The sequence below is a fragment of the Corallococcus sp. bb12-1 genome, from assembly GCF_026626765.1.
Classification (GTDB): Bacteria; Myxococcota; Myxococcia; order Myxococcales; family Myxococcaceae; genus Corallococcus; species Corallococcus terminator.
In genome coordinates this window covers 197,696-214,676 of sequence record NZ_JAPNJZ010000036.1, presented here as the reverse complement: position 1 = coordinate 214,676, position 16,981 = coordinate 197,696, and the positions used below count along the sequence as shown (strand labels likewise).

The following is a 16,981-nucleotide window of genomic DNA, read 5'->3' as shown; positions in this document are numbered from 1 at the left end:
TGAGCAGCTTGCGGCCGGTGCCCCAGCGCCGCGCCACCTCCGGGGTGCAGGCCTCGCCCGCGGAGATGACCGTCTCCAGCGCGGGCAGGCCGTCCGGCTCCAACTGCGCGAGCACCGACGGCGTGAGCGTCACGGCGGTGATGGCGTGCTCGGTGAGGACGGCTCTCAGCGGCGGCCCCGGCAGGAGCGCCTCGCGGGGCGCCAGGCACAGCGTCCCGCCCGCCAGCAGCGTGGCGAACAGCTCGCACACGGAGGCGTCGAAGCCCAGCGCCGCGAACTGGAGCACGCGGCTGCCCGGGTGGAAGCCGTGGGCGTCCACCGCGGCGAGCGCCGTGTTGCGCAGGCCCCGGTGCGTCAGGAGCGTGCCCTTGGGGCGCCCCGTCGAACCGGAGGTGTAGATGACGTAGGCCAGCGAGTCGTCACCGATGTCCGCGGCCGGAGGCGCGTCCGCGACCGCGGTCGGGTCGGAGGCGAGCGGCAGGAAGGTGAGCCCGGGCGTGGAGGGCCAGTCCGACAGGCGCGGCGACACCAGGAGCACGCGGGCCCCGCTGTCCGCCACCATGAACGCCAGTCGCTCACGCGGCAGATCCGGATCCATGGCGACCCAGGCGCCGCCCGCCTTGAGCACCGCCAGCACCGCCACCACCCATTCCACGGAGCGGTCCAGGCACAGGCCCACCCGTGCCTCCGGGCCCACGCCCAGCGAGCGCAGCCGGTGGGCCAGGTGGTTCGCCCGGCGGTCCAACTCGCGGTAGCTCACGCGCTGCTGCTCGAAGGCCAGGGCGACGTGGTCCGGGAAGCGGGCCACGCGCTCTTCGAACAGCGCGGGGACGGACGCGGTCCCGAAGTCGCGCGGGAAGGCGTTCCAGTCGCCCAGCACCTGACGCCGCTCGGCCTCGGACAGGAGCGGCACGGTGGCGGGACGGCGCTCCGGATCCTCCAGCACCGCCTCCAGCAGGCCGCGCAGGTGGGACTCCACGCGGCGCACCGTCGCGGCGTCGAAGAGGGCGGTGTTGTATTCGATGACGCCCGACAGCGCGCCGTCCACCTCCGCCAGCGTGAGCGTCAGGTCGAACCGCGCGGCGCTCAGGTCCGTCTCCAGCGCCGTGGCCTCCAGGCCGAGCAGCGCCACGGGAGGCTGGGTGTTGTTCTGGAGGGCGAACATCACCTGGAAGAGCGGCGTGCGGCTCAGGTCGCGCTCGGGCTGGAGCGCGTCGACGACCTTCTCGAAGGGCACGTCCTGGTGTGCGTAGGCCCCCAGCGTGGTGTCCCGCACCCGGGCCAGCAGCTGCCGGAACGTGGGGTTCCCGTCCAGGCGCGTGCGCAGCACCAGCGTGTTGACGAAGAAGCCCACCAGCGGCTCCGTCTCCTGGCGCGTGCGCCCGGCGATGGGCGTGCCCACGCTGACGTCGTCCTGTCCGGAGTACCGGGAGAGCAGCGCCTGGAAGCCCGCGAGCAGCGTCATGAAGGGCGTCACGCCCTCCTCGCGGCTCACGGCGCGCACGCGCGCGGCCAGCGCTTCCGGCCACTTCAGCGCGTGGCTGGAGCCCGTGTGCGTCTGCACCGGCGGCCGGGGCCGGTCCGTGGGCAGGTCCAGGGCGCGGGGGGCACCCTCCAACTGCGTGCGCCAGTACGCGAGCTGCGCCTCCAGCACGCCGCCAGCCTCCAGCCACCGGCGCTGCCACAGGGCGTAGTCCGCGTACTGCAACGGCAGGGGAGGCAGCGGCGACGGGGCTCCGCTCCGGAACGCGGTGTACAGCGCGCCCAGCTCTCGCACGAGCACGCCCACCGACCAGCCGTCGGAGACGATGTGGTGCATCGACACCATCAGGACGTGCGACCCGGGCTCCAGCGTGAGCAGCACCGCGCGCAGCAGCGGTCCCCGAACGAGGTCGAAGGGCCGCTGCGTCTCCTGGGCGCAGCGCTTGTGGGCCGCCTCCTCGCGGTCCTCGGGCGGACCGTCCAGGACGACGTGCTCCAGCACCGGCGCCACATCGTCGGTGACGGCCTGGAAGGGCGCGCCCTGCTCCGACGGGAACGTCGTGCGCAGCACTTCATGCCGGCGCACCACCTCCACCATGGCCCGGCCCAGCGCGTCCACGTCCACCGTGCCGGTGAGGCGCAGCGCGTGGGAGAGGTTGTAGAGCGCGCTGCCCGGCTCCAACCGGTCGAGGAACCACAGGCGCTGCTGCGCGAAGGACAGGGGCACCCGGCCGTCGCGAGGCATGGGCGCGGGCGGCGGGATGGACGCCTCCGCCGGGTCGCGGCGGCGCGCCTCCACCCACCGCGCCAGCGCGGCGGGCGTGGGGGCCTGGAACAGCTCCTTGAGCGGCAGCTCCACGCCGAACGCGCCGCGCAATCGCGACACCAACTGCGTGGCGAGCAGCGAGTGGCCGCCCAGGTCGAAGAAGTCATCGCGCGCGCCCACCCGCTCCCGGCGCAGCACCTGGGCGAAGAGGGCGGTGATGAGCTCCTCGGTGGGGCCCACCGGCGCCACGTGCGCGTCGGTGCCGCCCACGTGCGCGTCGCCCGGCGGCGGCAGGGCCTTGCGGTCCACCTTGCCCGTCGCGGTCAGCGGTAGGCGCTCCAGGGCGACGAAGGCGGCGGGCACCATGTACTCCGGCAGCCGCTCCAGCAGCCAGCGGCGCAACTGCGCCGGGGCCACGGGCTCGCGCTCCACCACGTGGGCCACGAGCCGGCGATCGCCGCCGTTCGCGTCCACGGTGACGACGACGTCCTGGAGCGCTGGGTGGCGTCCCAGCACCGCTTCGATTTCACCCAGCTCGATGCGGAAGCCGCGCACCTTCACCTGGAAGTCGACGCGGCCCAGGCACTCCAGCCGTCCGTCGGCGCGCAGCCGGCCCCGGTCGCCGGAGCGGTACATGCGCGCCCCCGGCGGCCCGAAAGGATCCGGCAGGAAGCGCGAGGCCGTCAGCGCGGGCTGTCCCAGGTAGCCCTGGGCCACGCTCGCGCCCGCCAGGTACAGCTCGCCCGTCAGGCCCTGGGGAACCGGCCGCAGGTGCGCGTCCAGCACGTAGACGCGGTCTCCCGCGATGGGCCGCCCGATGGTGGGCGGCCCCGGCTCTACGTCCGCGGGCACCACCGTGTCGGCCGTCACCAACACCGTGGCCTCGGTGGGGCCGTACAGGTTCGTCAGGACGTAGGGCGCGCCGGAGGGCGGACGCTGGCGGAGCTGATCCCCGCCCACGCCCACGTGGCGCAGCACCGCGTGGGCGGGCAGCGGCTCCTCGAAGAACCGCTGCGCCAGCGCGGTGGGCAGGAACGTCAGGTGGATGCGCTCGTCCGCAAGCCACCGCGCCAGCTCCGTGGACGTCGCGCGGACCTCCTCGGGCACCACCACCAGCGTCGCGCCGGCGGCCAGCTTGGGCCAGATCTCCAGGACGGAGGCGTCGAAGGAGGGCGTGGCCATGACCGTGGTGCGCTCACCGGGTGAGAGCGCCAGGGCCTCCAGGTGCCACGCCACCAGGTTCGCGAGCGCCGCGTGGTGCACGTTGATGCCCTTGGGCACGCCCGTCGTGCCCGACGTGAAGATGACGTAGGCGGGCTGCTGCGCATGGGGCGGGGGCAGGGCGCCCCGGGGCGCGTCCGTGGAGAGGAGCGCGTCCAGCGCGTCCGCGTCCAGCAGGTGCGTGCGGGCTTCCGAGGGGAGCCGCTCCGCGAGGTCGGATGTGGTGACGACGTCGGTCGTTCCCAGTTCGCCGAACAGCGTGGCGAGCCGGGCCGCGGGGGCATTCGGATCCAGCGGGAGGAACGCACGGCCCGCCTTGAGCGTGGCCAGGTGGGCCACGACGAGCGCCGCTGAACGCTCCAGGAGCAGCGCCACGGGGCGCTCTGGCGGGCCCATCAGGCGCTGGGCCAGCACCGACGCCGCGTGGTCCAGCCGGGCGTAGGTGAGCACGCGCCCACCATCGATGAGCGCGGCGGTGTCCGGTGTGCGCGCCACCCAGGCCGCGAAGCGCGTGAGCGCGTCGGGATGCACGGGGTCGGCGGTGGTGACGGACGGCGGCACGGACGCCGCGTCCCCCAAGGACAGCCGCGACAGCGGGGACTCTGGCTGCGCCGCGATGCCCTCCAGCAACGTGCGCAGGTGGTTGCCCAGCCGCGCGACGGTGCCCGCGTCGAAGAGGTCGGTGTCGTATTCGAAGAAGCCGTGGAAGCCATCCGCTCCATCGCGCAGCGACAGCGACAGGTCGAACTTCGCCGCCTGGCTTTCGGTGGCCTCCTCGCGCAGCACCAGCCCGGGCAGGGACAGCGCCGCGGCGGGTGCGTTCTGGAGCGCGAACAGGACCTGGAAGAGCGGCGGGTGGCTCAGGCTGCGCTGCGGCCGCAGCTCCTCCACCAGCTTGTCGAAGGGGACCTCCTGGTGCGCGGTGGCCTCCAGCGCGACCTCGCGCACCCGCGCCAGCAGGTCCACGAAGCGCTCGTCCTCCGCGACGTGCGTGCGCAGCACCAGGGTGTTCACGAAGAAGCCGATGAGCCCCTCCAGCTCCGGCCGCGTGCGGCCGGCGACGGGCGAGCCCACGCTGATGTCGTCCTGCCCGGACACGCGGGAGAGCAGCACCTGGAAGCCCGCGAGCAGCACCATGAAGGGCGTGGTGCCGGTGCGCAGGGCCAGCTCTCGCAGCGCCTCGGACAGGGCGCGGGGCAGGGCGACGGGCTGCATCGCGCCCCGGTAGGAGCGCACCGCCGGACGCGGGCGGTCCGTGGGCAGCTCCAGCAGGGGGGGCGCGCCGGTGAGCGCGCGCCGCCAGTGCGCAATGCCGTCCTGGAGCGCGGTGCCTTCCATCCAGCGGCGCTGCCACGCGGCGTAGTCCACATACTGAAGGCGCGGCGGCTCAAGCGGCACGGCCTGGCCGGACGCGAACGCCTGGTAGAGCGCGGCCACCTCGCGGATGAGGACGCCCGTGGACCAGCCGTCGGAGATGATGTGGTGCAGGGTGACGAGCAGCACGTGCGTGCGGGCATCCAGCCGCAGCAGCTCCACGCGCATCAGCGGGCCGCGCGCCAGGTCGAACGGCGCCCGTGCCTGGGCGTCGGTGAGGCGCCGGGCTTCCGCGTCGCGCTCGGCGGGGGCAAGGCCGCTCAGGTCCACGAGGGACACCGGCACCGCTCCAGCGGGGAGGATGATCTGCACGGGCAGACCCTGCTCCGCGCGGAACACGGTGCGCAGGGACTCATGGCGCTCCGCCAGGGCGCTGAACGCGCGCGCCAGGGCGGCCTCGTCCAGCGCACCCTCCACGCGCAGCGCCGCTGGGATGTTGTAGGACGCGCTGCCCGGCTCCAGCTGATCCATGAACCACAGCCGCTGCTGGGCGAAGGACAGCGGCAGGGCGCCCTCGCGCGGGATGCGAGTGACGGACGCCTCGCGTGCACCGCTGGAGGAGCCCATGGCCTGCTCCACGCGCTCGGCGAGCCGGGCCACGGTGGGGGCCTCGAAGAGCGCGCGCACGGGCAGGGCGATGCGGAACGCGTCCCGGAGCCGGATGATGGCCTGGGTGGCCGTCAGCGAGTGGCCTCCCAGCAGGAAGAAGTCGTCGTCCCGGCCGACGCGGGGCAGGCCCAGCACCTGGGCCAGCACCTCTGCCAACCGCTCCTCCACCGGGGTGCGCGGCGCCACGTAGGAGGCGCGGGGATCGCCACCGGCGGCCTCCATGTCGGGCAGGGCCCGGCGGTCCACCTTGCCGTTGGGCGTGTGCGGCAGCGACTCCAGCGCGAGGAAGGCCGAAGGCACCAGGGGTTCTGGCAGCCGCGTGAGCAGCCAGCGCCGCAGCTCCAGCGCGTCGGGGGCCTCCTCTCGCGCGACGACGTAGCCCACAAGCCGCCGCTCGTTGCCCTCACCGCGCACGGCGACCGCCACCTCGCGCAGGGCCGGGTGCTGTGCGAGCACCGCCTCCACTTCACCCAGCTCGATGCGGAAGCCGCGCACCTTCACCTGGTCGTCAGCGCGGCCCAGGTACTCCAGCTCGCCGTCCTCGCGCCAGCGTGCCAGGTCGCCGGTGCGGTAGAGCCGCGCGCCGGGCCGGGCGGAGAAGGGGTCGGGCACGAAGCGCTCGGCCGTGAGCGCCGGCCGGCCGCCGTAGCCACGCGCGACGCCGTCCCCGCCGATGAAGAGTTCACCGGCCACGCCCACGGGCGCCGGCACGCCGTGCGCGTCCAGCACGTACAGCCGGGTGTGGGCGATGGGGCGGCCGATGGGCACCGCGTCCTCCACCTGCGTGCCGGGGGCCACCTCGAAGGTGGCGCACCCGACCACCGTCTCGGTGGGGCCGTACTCGTTGATGATGCGGGTGGCGGGGGCGCGCTCGCGCCAGAAGGCCACCGTGGCCGCCGTCAGCGCCTCGCCGCCGACGACGAAGCACCGCACGCGGCCGGCCACGTCCACATCGCCCAGCTGCGCCTCCAGCAGTGACAGCTGGGTGGGCGTGAGCTTGACGATGCCGAAGTCCTTGCCCGAGCGCAGGACGTTGCCCAGCTCCTCGCCGGCCAGGCCCTCCGGCACCAACACGACGCGACCGCCCGCCACCAGCGGCGTCAGCAGGCTGGTGATGCTCAGGTCGAAGCCCAGCGGCGAGTGAAGCGGGGCACCGCTGCCCGCCGCCGCGTCATAGGCCCGCTGGCTCCAGTGCAGGTAGTTGACGAGCCCGCCGTGCGTCACCATCACGCCCTTGGGGCGGCCGGTGCTGCCAGAGGTGTAGAGCACGTAGGCCAGTTGCTCGGACGAAACGGGCGCGCGGCCCGAGGGGGCCTCCGCCTTCCACGGCAGCGTGTCCACGCACACGCTTGGCAGCCGCGTGTCCGGAAGCCCCGTCAACAGCGACGACTGGGTGACGAGCACCCGCGCCTCGCTGTCCTCCAGCACGTAGGCCAGCCGGTCGCGCGGGTGCGAAGGGTCCATGGGCACGTAGGCGCCGCCCGCCTTGAGCACGCCCAGCACCGCGGCCACCATGTCGAACCCGCGCCGCAGCGCCAGCGCGACCCGCACCTCCGGGCCCACGCCCAGCTCGCGCAGCGCATGGGCGAGCTGATTGGCGCGCGCGTCCAGCGCCCGGTAGCTCAGCGTCTCCTCGCCGGAGGCCACCGCCACCGCGTCTGGCGTGCGCTCCACCTGGGCCTCGAACAGCGCGGCGGCGCCCACCGCGGGCACCTCCGGCCGGGGCCCCGTGCTCCATGCGTGCAGCACCTGCCGCTGCTCGTCCGGCGAGAGCAGCACGGCGCGCTCGTAGCGCGCGTCCGGCTGGTGGGCCATGGCCTCCAGCGTGCGCATGTACAAGCCCGCGATGCGCTCCAGCCTCGCCGCGTCCCAGTCCTGGCCGTGGCTGCGCAGCGCCAGCTCCACCGCGTGGGTCTGCGTGTTCACCGTGAACGTCGTGTCCAGCGGCAGGTCCAGCCAGGACGCCTCCTCGAACGGCTCCACCAGCCGGATGCCCTCCAGCTGGGACAGACCCTCGGAGACGTGGAAGTGGACGAAGTTGAAGAGGACATCGAACAGGGGGCGGCCTCCCGCCTCCTGCTGGAGCCGCGCCATGGGGTAGCGGCGGTGTTGCGACATCGCCTGTTCGCGGGCGAAGACCTGCCGGGCCAGCTCCACCCAGCTTCCGCCCTCCAGCCGCAGGTGGAAGGGCGCGCTGTTGAGGAACAGCCCCAGCACCTGCTCGCCGCCCTCCACCTCCGGGCGGCCGTTCACCACGAAGCCCGTCACCACGTCCGGGGTGCCATCCAGCACCGAGCGCACGCGCAGGTGCGCGGCCATGAGCACGCTCTTGAGCGGCACACCGGCCCGCTTCGCCAGCGCGCGCAGCCCCTCGGAGGCGCCGTCGGACAGGGCCACCTCGTGCAGGCCCAGCGGGCCCGAAGCTCCGCCAGCGCGCTGGGGCGTACGGGCGCGCGGCATCGCGGCCAACTGTTCGCGCCAGTAGCGCCGGGTCTGCTCGGAGGTCAGCGCCTGCTGCTCCAGCGCCACGAAGTCGCGGAAGGACGCGTGCGGGGGCGGGGCGGCGCGGGTGTCACCGCGCAGGGCCGCCGTGTAGCGGGGGAACAGCTCGCTCAAGAGCGACGCGAAGCTCCAGCCATCCAGGATGGCGTGGTGGAACACCACGGAGAACTGGGCCGTCCGCGCGCTGCGCCGGTGGAAGGCGAAGCGGAGGAGGGGCGCCTCGTTCCAGGTGAAGGGCCGGGTGCGCTCGCGCTCGGTCCAGGTGGTGATGCGGGCGTCCTGCTCCGCGCGCGGCAGGTGCGACAGGTCCTCCACGAACAGCCGTGGCTCCACCTCGCGGTGGACACGCTGGAGGGGCACGTCATGGCGCGCCAGCTCGAACGACGTGCGCAGCACGGCGTGGCGCGCGGTCAGCTCGCGCAGCACGCGGCGCAGCGCCTCCACGTCCACGTCCAGCTCCAGGTGGAAGCTGAAGGCGTCGTGGTAGAGCGCGGAGTCCTGGCTGAACTCGCTCTGGAAGAGCATGCCCGCCTGGAGCGCCGCCAGCGGGTAGGCGTCCTCCACGTCCTGCGGAAGCCGCGCGCGGTCCTCCGGCGACACGAGCGCGAACGGCTCGCTCTTCGCGGCGGCCTCGGGCGCGGGGGCCAGGGCGGGAGACTCGCCCAGGCTGTCGGCCAGCGCGCGCACCGTCTGCTTCTCCAGGAGCGCGGCCACGGACACGTGCAGGCCCCGTTCGCGGCAGCGCGCGACGAACTGGATGGCGCGGATGGAGTCGCCGCCCAGGTCGAAGAAGCTGTCGTCGATGCCCACCGTCTCCACGCCCAGCACCTGCGTGCTGACGGCGGCGAGCAGCGCCTCCGTGGGCGTGCGAGGGGCCTGGTAGGCCGTGCCCAGCTCCGGGCGCTCGCCGTCCGGCGCGGGCAGCGCCCGGCGGTCCACCTTGCCGTTGGCGGTGAGGGGCAACTCCGGCAGCACCACCAGCGCCGCCGGCACCATGTACGCGGGCAGCTTGTCGGACAGGAAGGAGCGCACGCCCTCCATGGTCCAGTGGGCGCCTTCCTCCAGCGCCACGTAGAGCACCAGGGACTTCTCGCCCGCCAGCACGTGCACCACCACGGCTGCGTCGAGCACCGACGGGTGGCGCCGCACCGCCGCTTCGATTTCTCCCGGCTCGATGCGGAAGCCGCGCACCTTCACCTGGTGGTCCGCGCGGCCCAGGAACTCCAGCGCGCCGTCCGCGCGCAGGCGGCCCAGGTCGCCCACGCGGTACAGCCGGGCCCCGGGCACGTCGCTGAACGGATCCGGCACGAAGCGCTCGGCGGTGAGCGCGGGCTGATTCAGGTAGCCCAGCGCAAGGCCGTCACCGGCCGCGTACAGCTCTCCGGACGCGCCGGGAGGCACGGGCTGCATCCGGACGTTGAGCACGTGAACGCGGGTGCCGCGCACGGGCCGGCCCAGCGGCACGCCGCCGCGCAGGTCCTGGCCCCGGGGCACCGGGTGGCAGCAGGTGAAGGTGGTGTTCTCCGTGGGGCCGTAGCCGTTGATGACCTGGCACCCCGGGTGGGTCTCCATGACGCGGGCCACGTGCGGCGCGGACAGCACGTCGCCGCCAGCCAGCAGTTGGCGCACCGGCGCGAAGGCGTCCAGCCGGGTGTCCACCAACTGGTGGAACAGACCTGCCGTCAGCCACAGCGTGGTGACGCGCTCGCGCTCGAGCAGCGCCGCCAGCGCCTCCGCGGACGGAGCCTCCGGAGGGGCCAGCACCAGTCGCGCGCCATTGAGCAGCGCGCCCCAGATTTCAAAGGTGGACGCGTCGAAGGAGAGCGGCGCCAACTGGAGCAGCGTCTCGTCCGGGGACAGGTTCACGTACCCCGGCGACAGCACCAGCCGGAGGATGCCCCGGTGCGGCACCTGGACGCCCTTGGGCTTGCCGGTGGAGCCGGAGGTGAACAGGACATAGGCCTCCGCTTCCGCGTCCACCGAGCGGCCCGGGTTGTCCGTGGGCCGCCGCGCGATGCTGGCCGCGTCCGAGTCCACGCACACGAGCTGTGCCCAGCTTCCGGGCAGCGCGTCCGCGACCTCCTCGCGGGTGACGATGGCCACCGGCTGCGTGTCCTCCAGGAGGAACGCGAGCCGCTCGGCCGGCAGGCTCGCGTCGAGCGGCACGTAGGCGCCGCCCGCCTTGAGGATGGCCAGCAGGCCCACCACCAGCTCCGGCGAACGCTCCAGCGCCAGACCCACCCGGCGGCCGGGCCCCACGCCCAGCGCGCGCAGGTGGTGCGCCAACTGGTTGGCCCGCGCGTTCAGCTCCCCGTAACCCAGCTCCCCGCCCGCCCACGCGAGCGCCACACGCTCCGGGGCCTCCGCCACGCGCTGCTCGAAGCACGTGGCCACGTCCGGCGCGGAAGCGGGCGCGGGTGCGCCAGCGTTCCACGCGGCCAGCCTGCGGGCCTCCGCGCGGGTGAGCAGCGGCAGGGCCTCCACCCGCTGCCCGGGTGCGTCCACGGCGGCGCGGGCCAGCAGGAGGAAGTGCTCCCACAACATGTCCATCCGCGCCGCGTCCAGCACGTCGGTGTTGAACTCGGCGGCGACGCTCAGCCCGTGTGCCTCCGGGGTGAAGATGAGCAGCAGGTCCCAGCGGGCCAGCCCGTTGGCCTCGCCCTCCATGACCTCCAGCGTGAGGCCCGGCAGCGCCAGGGCGGGCATGGGCGCGTTCTCCAGCACCAGCTTCGCCTGGAACAGCGGCTGCCCCGTGCCCGAGCGCTGCGCGCGCAGCGCCTGGACGAGCTGCCCGAAGGGCGTGTCCTGGTGCGCGTAGGCGTCCAGCGCCACCTGCCGCACGCGGCCCAGCACCTCCTGGAACGTGGGCTGGCCAGAGAGCGACGTGCGCAGCACCAGTTGGTTGGTGAAGAAGCCCAGCAGCTCTTCCAGGGCCGCGTGGTCGCGGTTGGCGATGTCCGTGCCCACCACCAGGTCATCCTGGCCGGTGTGGCGCTGGAGCAGCACGTTGAACACCGCGAGCAGGGCCATGAACAGCGTGGCGCCCTCGCGGTGCGCCAGGGTCTCCAACTGGCGGGCCAGCTTTCCCGGCAGCACGTAGCGGCGGCCGTCGCCGTGGAGGCGCTCCCCTGTGGGCCGGGGCACGTCCGTGCGCAGTTGGAGCGTGGGCAGCGCGGACAGTTGCCGCGTCCAGTACGCCAGGTTGCGCTCCAACACGCCCGACTCCAGCCACGCGCGGTGCCAGACCGCGTAGTCGGCGTACTGCACCGCCGGCTCGGGCAGGGGAGACGGCCGCTCGTCGCGGAAGGCGCCGTAGAGCGCCGCCAGCTCGCGCAGGAACACGCCGCCGGACCAGCCGTCGGAGATGATGTGGTGCTGCGTGAGGCACAGCACGGCCTGCGTGTCGCTCACCCGTACGAGCACCGCGCGCAGGAGGGGCCCCCGCGCCAGGTCGAACGCGTGGAGCGCCTCGTCGCGCGCCACCCGCCGCGCCTCCGCCTCGGCGTCGGCCAGGGGCCGCTCGCGCAGGTCGACGACGGGCAGGGCCACGGGCCGCGCGGGCAGGACTACCTGCACCGGCTGGCCGTCCACCTCGCGGAAGACGGTGCGCAGCGCCTCGTGGCGGCGCACCAGCTCCGTGATGCCGCGCTCCAGCGCCGGCACGTGCAGCTCACCGCGCATCCGTACGGCGGCGGGCACGTTGTAGATGGGCGAGCCCGGCGTGCGTTGATCCGCCAGCCACAGGCGCTCCTGGGCGGGCGACAGCGGCGCGGGCCCGGCGTCCTGCCGGGGCTTCAGCGACGGCGGCGCGAGGAGGCCCGCCCCGGCGTCCGAGGCGGCCTGGGCGACGGCGGTGTCCACCACCCGCGCCAGCGTCTCCACGGAGGGCAACTGCGTCAGCAGCGCGGTCAGCGGCAGCTCCACGCCGAAGGCCGCGCGGATCCGCGACATGGTGCGGGTGGCCATGAGCGAGTGGCCGCCCAGCTCGAAGAAGCCGTCGTGCACGCCCACCTGCTCCACGCCCAGCACCTCGCGCCAGATGGCGGCCAGCGTGCGCTCGGTGTCCGTGCGCGGTGCGACGTAGGCGCCCGCCAGGGAGCGCTGGGCGTCCGGAGCGGGCAGCGCCTTGCGGTCCAGCTTCCCGTGGTGCGTGAGCGGCAGCGCGTCCAGGGGCACGAAGGCGGACGGGATGAGGTACTCCGGCAGCCGGGGCTCCAGTTGGCCACGCAGCTCGCGCACCACGTCCGGGGGCGCCACCACGTAGGCCACCAGCCGCGGGCCCGTGGGACCGTCCGCGCGGGCCACCACCGCCACGTCGCGCACGCCGGGAAGGCCGCGCAGCACGGCCTCCACCTCGCCCGGCTCCACGCGGAAGCCGCGCAGCTTCACCTGCTCGTCGATGCGGCCCAGGAACTCCAGCCCCCCGTCGGGCAGGCGCCGCACGCGGTCGCCCGTGCGGTACAGCCGCTCACCGGGCCGGGACGCGAAAGGATCCGGCACGAAGCGCTCGGCGGTGAGGTCCGCGCGGTTGAGGTATCCGCGCGCCAGGCCCACGCCCGCGATGCACAGCTCGCCGGGCAGGCCGTTGGCCACGCGCTCCAGCGCCGCGTCCAGCACATACACTCGCGTGTGCGTCAGCGCCCGGCCCAGGGTGGGGCGCTCCGGAAGGACGGCGGTGTTGAGCGTCGCGCAGACAGTCGTCTCCGTGGGGCCGTAGGCGTTGATGAACCGCACCCGGTCCACCCACCGCCGCGCCAGCTCCGGCGAGCACGCCTCGCCGCACGAGAACACCGTGCGCAGCTCCGGCAGCCGCGCCGGCTCCAACTGGGCCAGCACGGAGGGCGTCAGCGCCACGGTGCTGATGCGCAGCTCGCGCAGCGTCTCCTCCAGCGGAGCGCCCGGCGTCAGCTTCTCCTTCGGCGCGATGCACAGCGTGGCGCCGGACAGCAGCGCCATGAAGACGTCCGCCACCGCCGCGTCGAAGCCCACCGTGAAGAACAGGAGCTGCCGGCTGCCCGGCCCCAGTCGCGCCGCCTCGCCCTGCCAGTGCGCCGTGTTGCACAGGCCCCGGTGCTCCAGCAGCGTGCCCTTGGGCCGGCCCGTGGAGCCAGACGTATAGATGACGTAGGCCAGGTTGCGGCCCCCGGCGTCGCCCGAAAGGGTCGTGTCCGCCTCCTTCGCCGCCTCCAGCTCCAGGTCCTCCAGGCACAGGGCCTGGTCCGCGCGCTCGCGCAGGCAGTCCTTCAGCGCCGCGCCCGTCAGCACGCGCTGGGCGCGCGAGTCCTCCAGGAGGTACGCGAGCCGCTGGGGGGGCAGGGTGGGGTCCAGCGGCAGGTACGCGCCGCCCGCCTTGAGGATGGCCAGCAGGCCGACGACGAACTCCGGCGAGCGCTCGAAGCACAGGCCCACGAGGACGTCCGGGCCCACGCCGTGGCGGCGCAGCACGCGCGCCAGCCGGTTGGCGCGGGCGTCCAGCGCCCGGTACGTCAACGACTGGCCCTCGAAGACGAGCGCCTCCACATCGGGCGTGCGCCGCGCCTGCGCCTCGAACACGTGGTGCGCGAGGGCTTCCGGTGGCGCGTCCCCGGTCTCCCCGCTCCACTCGCCGGCCAGCTTCCGGCGCTCGGAGGCATCCAGCATCGACACCGACGCCAGCGGCGCGTCCGGCGTGGCGAGCGCGGCGCCCAGCAGCACCTCCAGGTGCGAGAAGAGCTGACGGACCGTCGCGGCGTCGAAGAGGTCCGTGTCGTACTCCAGCCACCCGGACAGGCCGCCGTCCCGCTCCGACAGCGCCAGGTGCAGATCGCCCTGCGCGACCACCGGCGCCCGCTCCAGCCGCCGCAGCTCCAGGCCCGGCAGGCCCTGCCCGGCCAGCGGATCCGGCAGCAGCGAGAGGACGACCTGGAAGAAGGGCGTGGCGCCCGCGACGCGCGCCGGCCGTAGCGCCTCCACCAGCTTCTCGAAGGGAAGTTCCTGGTGGGCGTAGGCCTCCAGCGTCACCTCGCGCACGTGGGCCAGCAGCTCACGGAAGGTGCGCCGTCCCGCCAGCCGGGTGCGCAGCGCCAGCGTGTTGACGAAGAAGCCGATGAGGCCCTGGGTCTCCGGCCGCTCGCGCCCGGTGACGGGAGTGCCCACCACCACGTCGTCCTGCCCCGAGTAGCGCGACAGGAGCAGGTTGAAGGCCGCCAGCAGCACGACGAAGGGGGACACGCCCTCGGCGCGAGCCAGCGCCCGCACGCCGTCCACCAGGGTCCCGGGCAGGCGCACCGCCACGCCATCCCCCGGTCGGGACGTGCGAGCGACGCGAGGCCGCGCCCCGGCCAGCTCCAGCACTTCCGGAGCGCCAGCGAGCTGCTGGCGCCAGTAGTCCAGGTCCCCTGCGAACGCCCCCGCGTCCAGGCGCGAGCGCTGCCAGGCGCCGAAGTCGATGTAGCGAATCGGCAGCGCGGGAAGCTGGGCCGTGAGGCCCGCCGCGTGCGCCGAGTAGCCTGCGGACAGCTCGCGCACGAGCACGCCCATGGAGGCGCCGTCGGACACGATGTGGTGCATCGCGAGGATGACCACGTGCTCGTGCTCCTCCACGCGCAGCGCGGTGACGCGCAGCAGGGGGCCTCGCGACAGGTCGAAGGGCCGCAGCGCCTCCGCGTCGGCGCGCACGGCCACCTGGCGCTCGCGGTCCAGGGCCGGCAGCGCGCGCAGGTCGCGAACCGTCAGCGCGAAGGCGCCATCGCGAGAGGACTCCAGCCGCGCCTCGCCGTCAGGGCCCTGCGCGTGGAAGGTGGTCCGCAGGGGTTCGTGCCGGAGCACCACGTCCTGGAAGGCGCGCTCCAGCGCGGCCACGTCCAGCGCGCCCGTCAGCTGGACGGTGGCGGTGATGTTCAGCGCCGCGTCCTCCGGGGCCAGCCGGTGCTGGAACCACAGGCGCTCCTGCGCGGGCGACAGGGCAGCGGGCGCATCCGTTCGGGGGATCCCCGCCGGCCTTCCCGCGCCCTCCCGTCGCCGCGTGTGCAGCAAGCCGGCCAGCTCCGTGAGCGTGGGTCCGCGCAGCAGCTCCTCCATGCGCACCACGACCCCGGTGTCCGTCTCCAGCTCGTGGCCGAACTCGATGGCGCCCAGCGAGTCCAGGCCGAAGCCGGTGAGGGGCGCGGTGGGTGAGAGGGCCTCGGGAGCGACCCGCAGGCGCCGAGCCAGCCGCGAGCGCAGCCAGTCGACCAGGACCTCTTCGGAGGCCTCGGGGGTGAGCGTCACCTCGGCGTCGCGCGTCCCGGCCGCGACAGGCTCCTGGGCGTTGCTCCACGCCCAGACGACGGCCAGCTCCTCGGCCAGGAAGGCCGCGCGCGTGCTCTGCCGTTGGATCTTCCCGCTGGATGTCTTGGGGATGCTGCCGGCCTCCACCAGCACCAGCGCGTGCAACTGCACCTCATGCTGCTCCGCCAGGTGCTGGCGCACGAGCGCCGCCACCTCCGCGCCGTCCTTCAGCTTGCGCGCGTCCACCTCCTGCACCACGACGAGCCGTTCCTCGCCAGCGCCCTCCACGCTGAAGGCCGCGCCGCACCCGGGCCGCAGCGCCGGGTGGCAGCCCTCCACCGTCAGCTCCAGGTCCTGCGGGTACACGTTGCGCCCGCGCAGGATGATCAAATCCTTGATGCGCCCGGAGACGAACAGCTCTCCGTCCAGGAGGAAGCCCAGGTCGCCGGTGCGCAGGTACGCGCGGCCCTCGTCGCCCACCACCTGGCCGCCGAACGCGCGCGCCGTCTCCTCCGGCCGGTTCCAGTAGCCGCGCGCCACGCTGCCGCCCGCCACCCAGATCTCGCCCACCGTGCCCGGCGGGCAGGGCTTGCCGCTTACGGGCTCCACCACGCGCAGCACCTGTTCGGCCAGCGTGGTGCCGCAGCCCACGAGCGTGCGCGCGCCCGCCTCGGCGTCCGCGATCGCCTGGCCGCGTGCGAGCGGATCCGCGGCGAACGAGCGCAGCAGGGGCGGCTCACGCTTGAGGCCGCCGGAGACGATGAGCGTCGCCTCCGCCAGGCCGTAGCAGGGATAGATGGCGTCGCGCTTGAAGCCCTGGGGCCCGAAGGCCTGGTTGAAGCGATCCAGCGTCTCCGGACGGATGGGCTCCGCGCCGCAGAAGGCCACCTCCCAGCGGCTCAGGTCCAGCGCGGCCCGCTCCTCGGGGGTGCTCTTGCGCACGCACAGGTCGAAGGCGAAGTTGGGTCCGCCGCTGATGGTGGCCCCGAAGCGCGACACCGCCTCCATCCACTTCATGGGGCGGCGCAGGAAGTCCAGCGGCGACATCAGCGCCACGGGGAAGCCCACGTAGAGCGGCTGGAGGATGCCGCCGATGAGCCCCATGTCGTGGTACGGCGGCAGCCAGATGACGCCCGAGGATCCGGCGTGCGTCTCGAAGGCGCCGGTGATGAGCCCCAGGTTGTGAAGCAGGTTGCCGTGGCTGAGCATCACGCCCTTGGGCGTGCCCGTGCTGCCGGACGTGTACTGGAGGAACGCCAGCGTGTCGGAGTCCGCCCGAGCGGGCTCCCAGTCCTGGCCGGCCTCCTCGGGGAGCGTGTCGGTGGCCACCCACTTGAGGTCACGCAGCTCCGGGGCCTGCTCGAAGAGCATCTCCGCGAACGACGCGATGAATGACGTGGTGAGCACCACCGTCGCCTGCGCGTCCTCGATGATGGCGCGCAGCCGGGGCAGGGTCCGCGCCAGGCGCATCGGATCCGGCGGGTACGCGGGCACCGCCACCCGGCCCGAGTACAGGCACCCGAAGAACCCCGCGATGTACTGCAACCCCGGCGGGTAGAGCAGCATCACCCGGGCACCCTCGGGGGTCGTCTCCTCCAGCGCCGCCCCGATGCGCCGAGCCCACCGATCCAGCTCGCCATACGACATCGGCGAGTCCGTCCCGTCCTCCTCCAGGAACGTGTAGAGCCGCTCGTCCGCCCGGGTCCCAGCCCGCTCGCGCAACAAATCAGTCAGGGAAAACATGGAAGCCGAGACGAAACGGGAAGACTGAGACATGTG

At 74.0% G+C, this 16,981-nt stretch carries 1 protein-coding gene; it reads right to left on the bottom strand.

All coding sequences use genetic code 11. The features are described from left to right. On the bottom strand, window positions 1-16,945 hold a 16,945-nt coding region (locus OV208_RS40540), incomplete at its 3' end, for a non-ribosomal peptide synthase/polyketide synthase (protein ID WP_267579338.1). Between the last annotated feature and the right edge of the window lie 36 nt (window positions 16,946-16,981).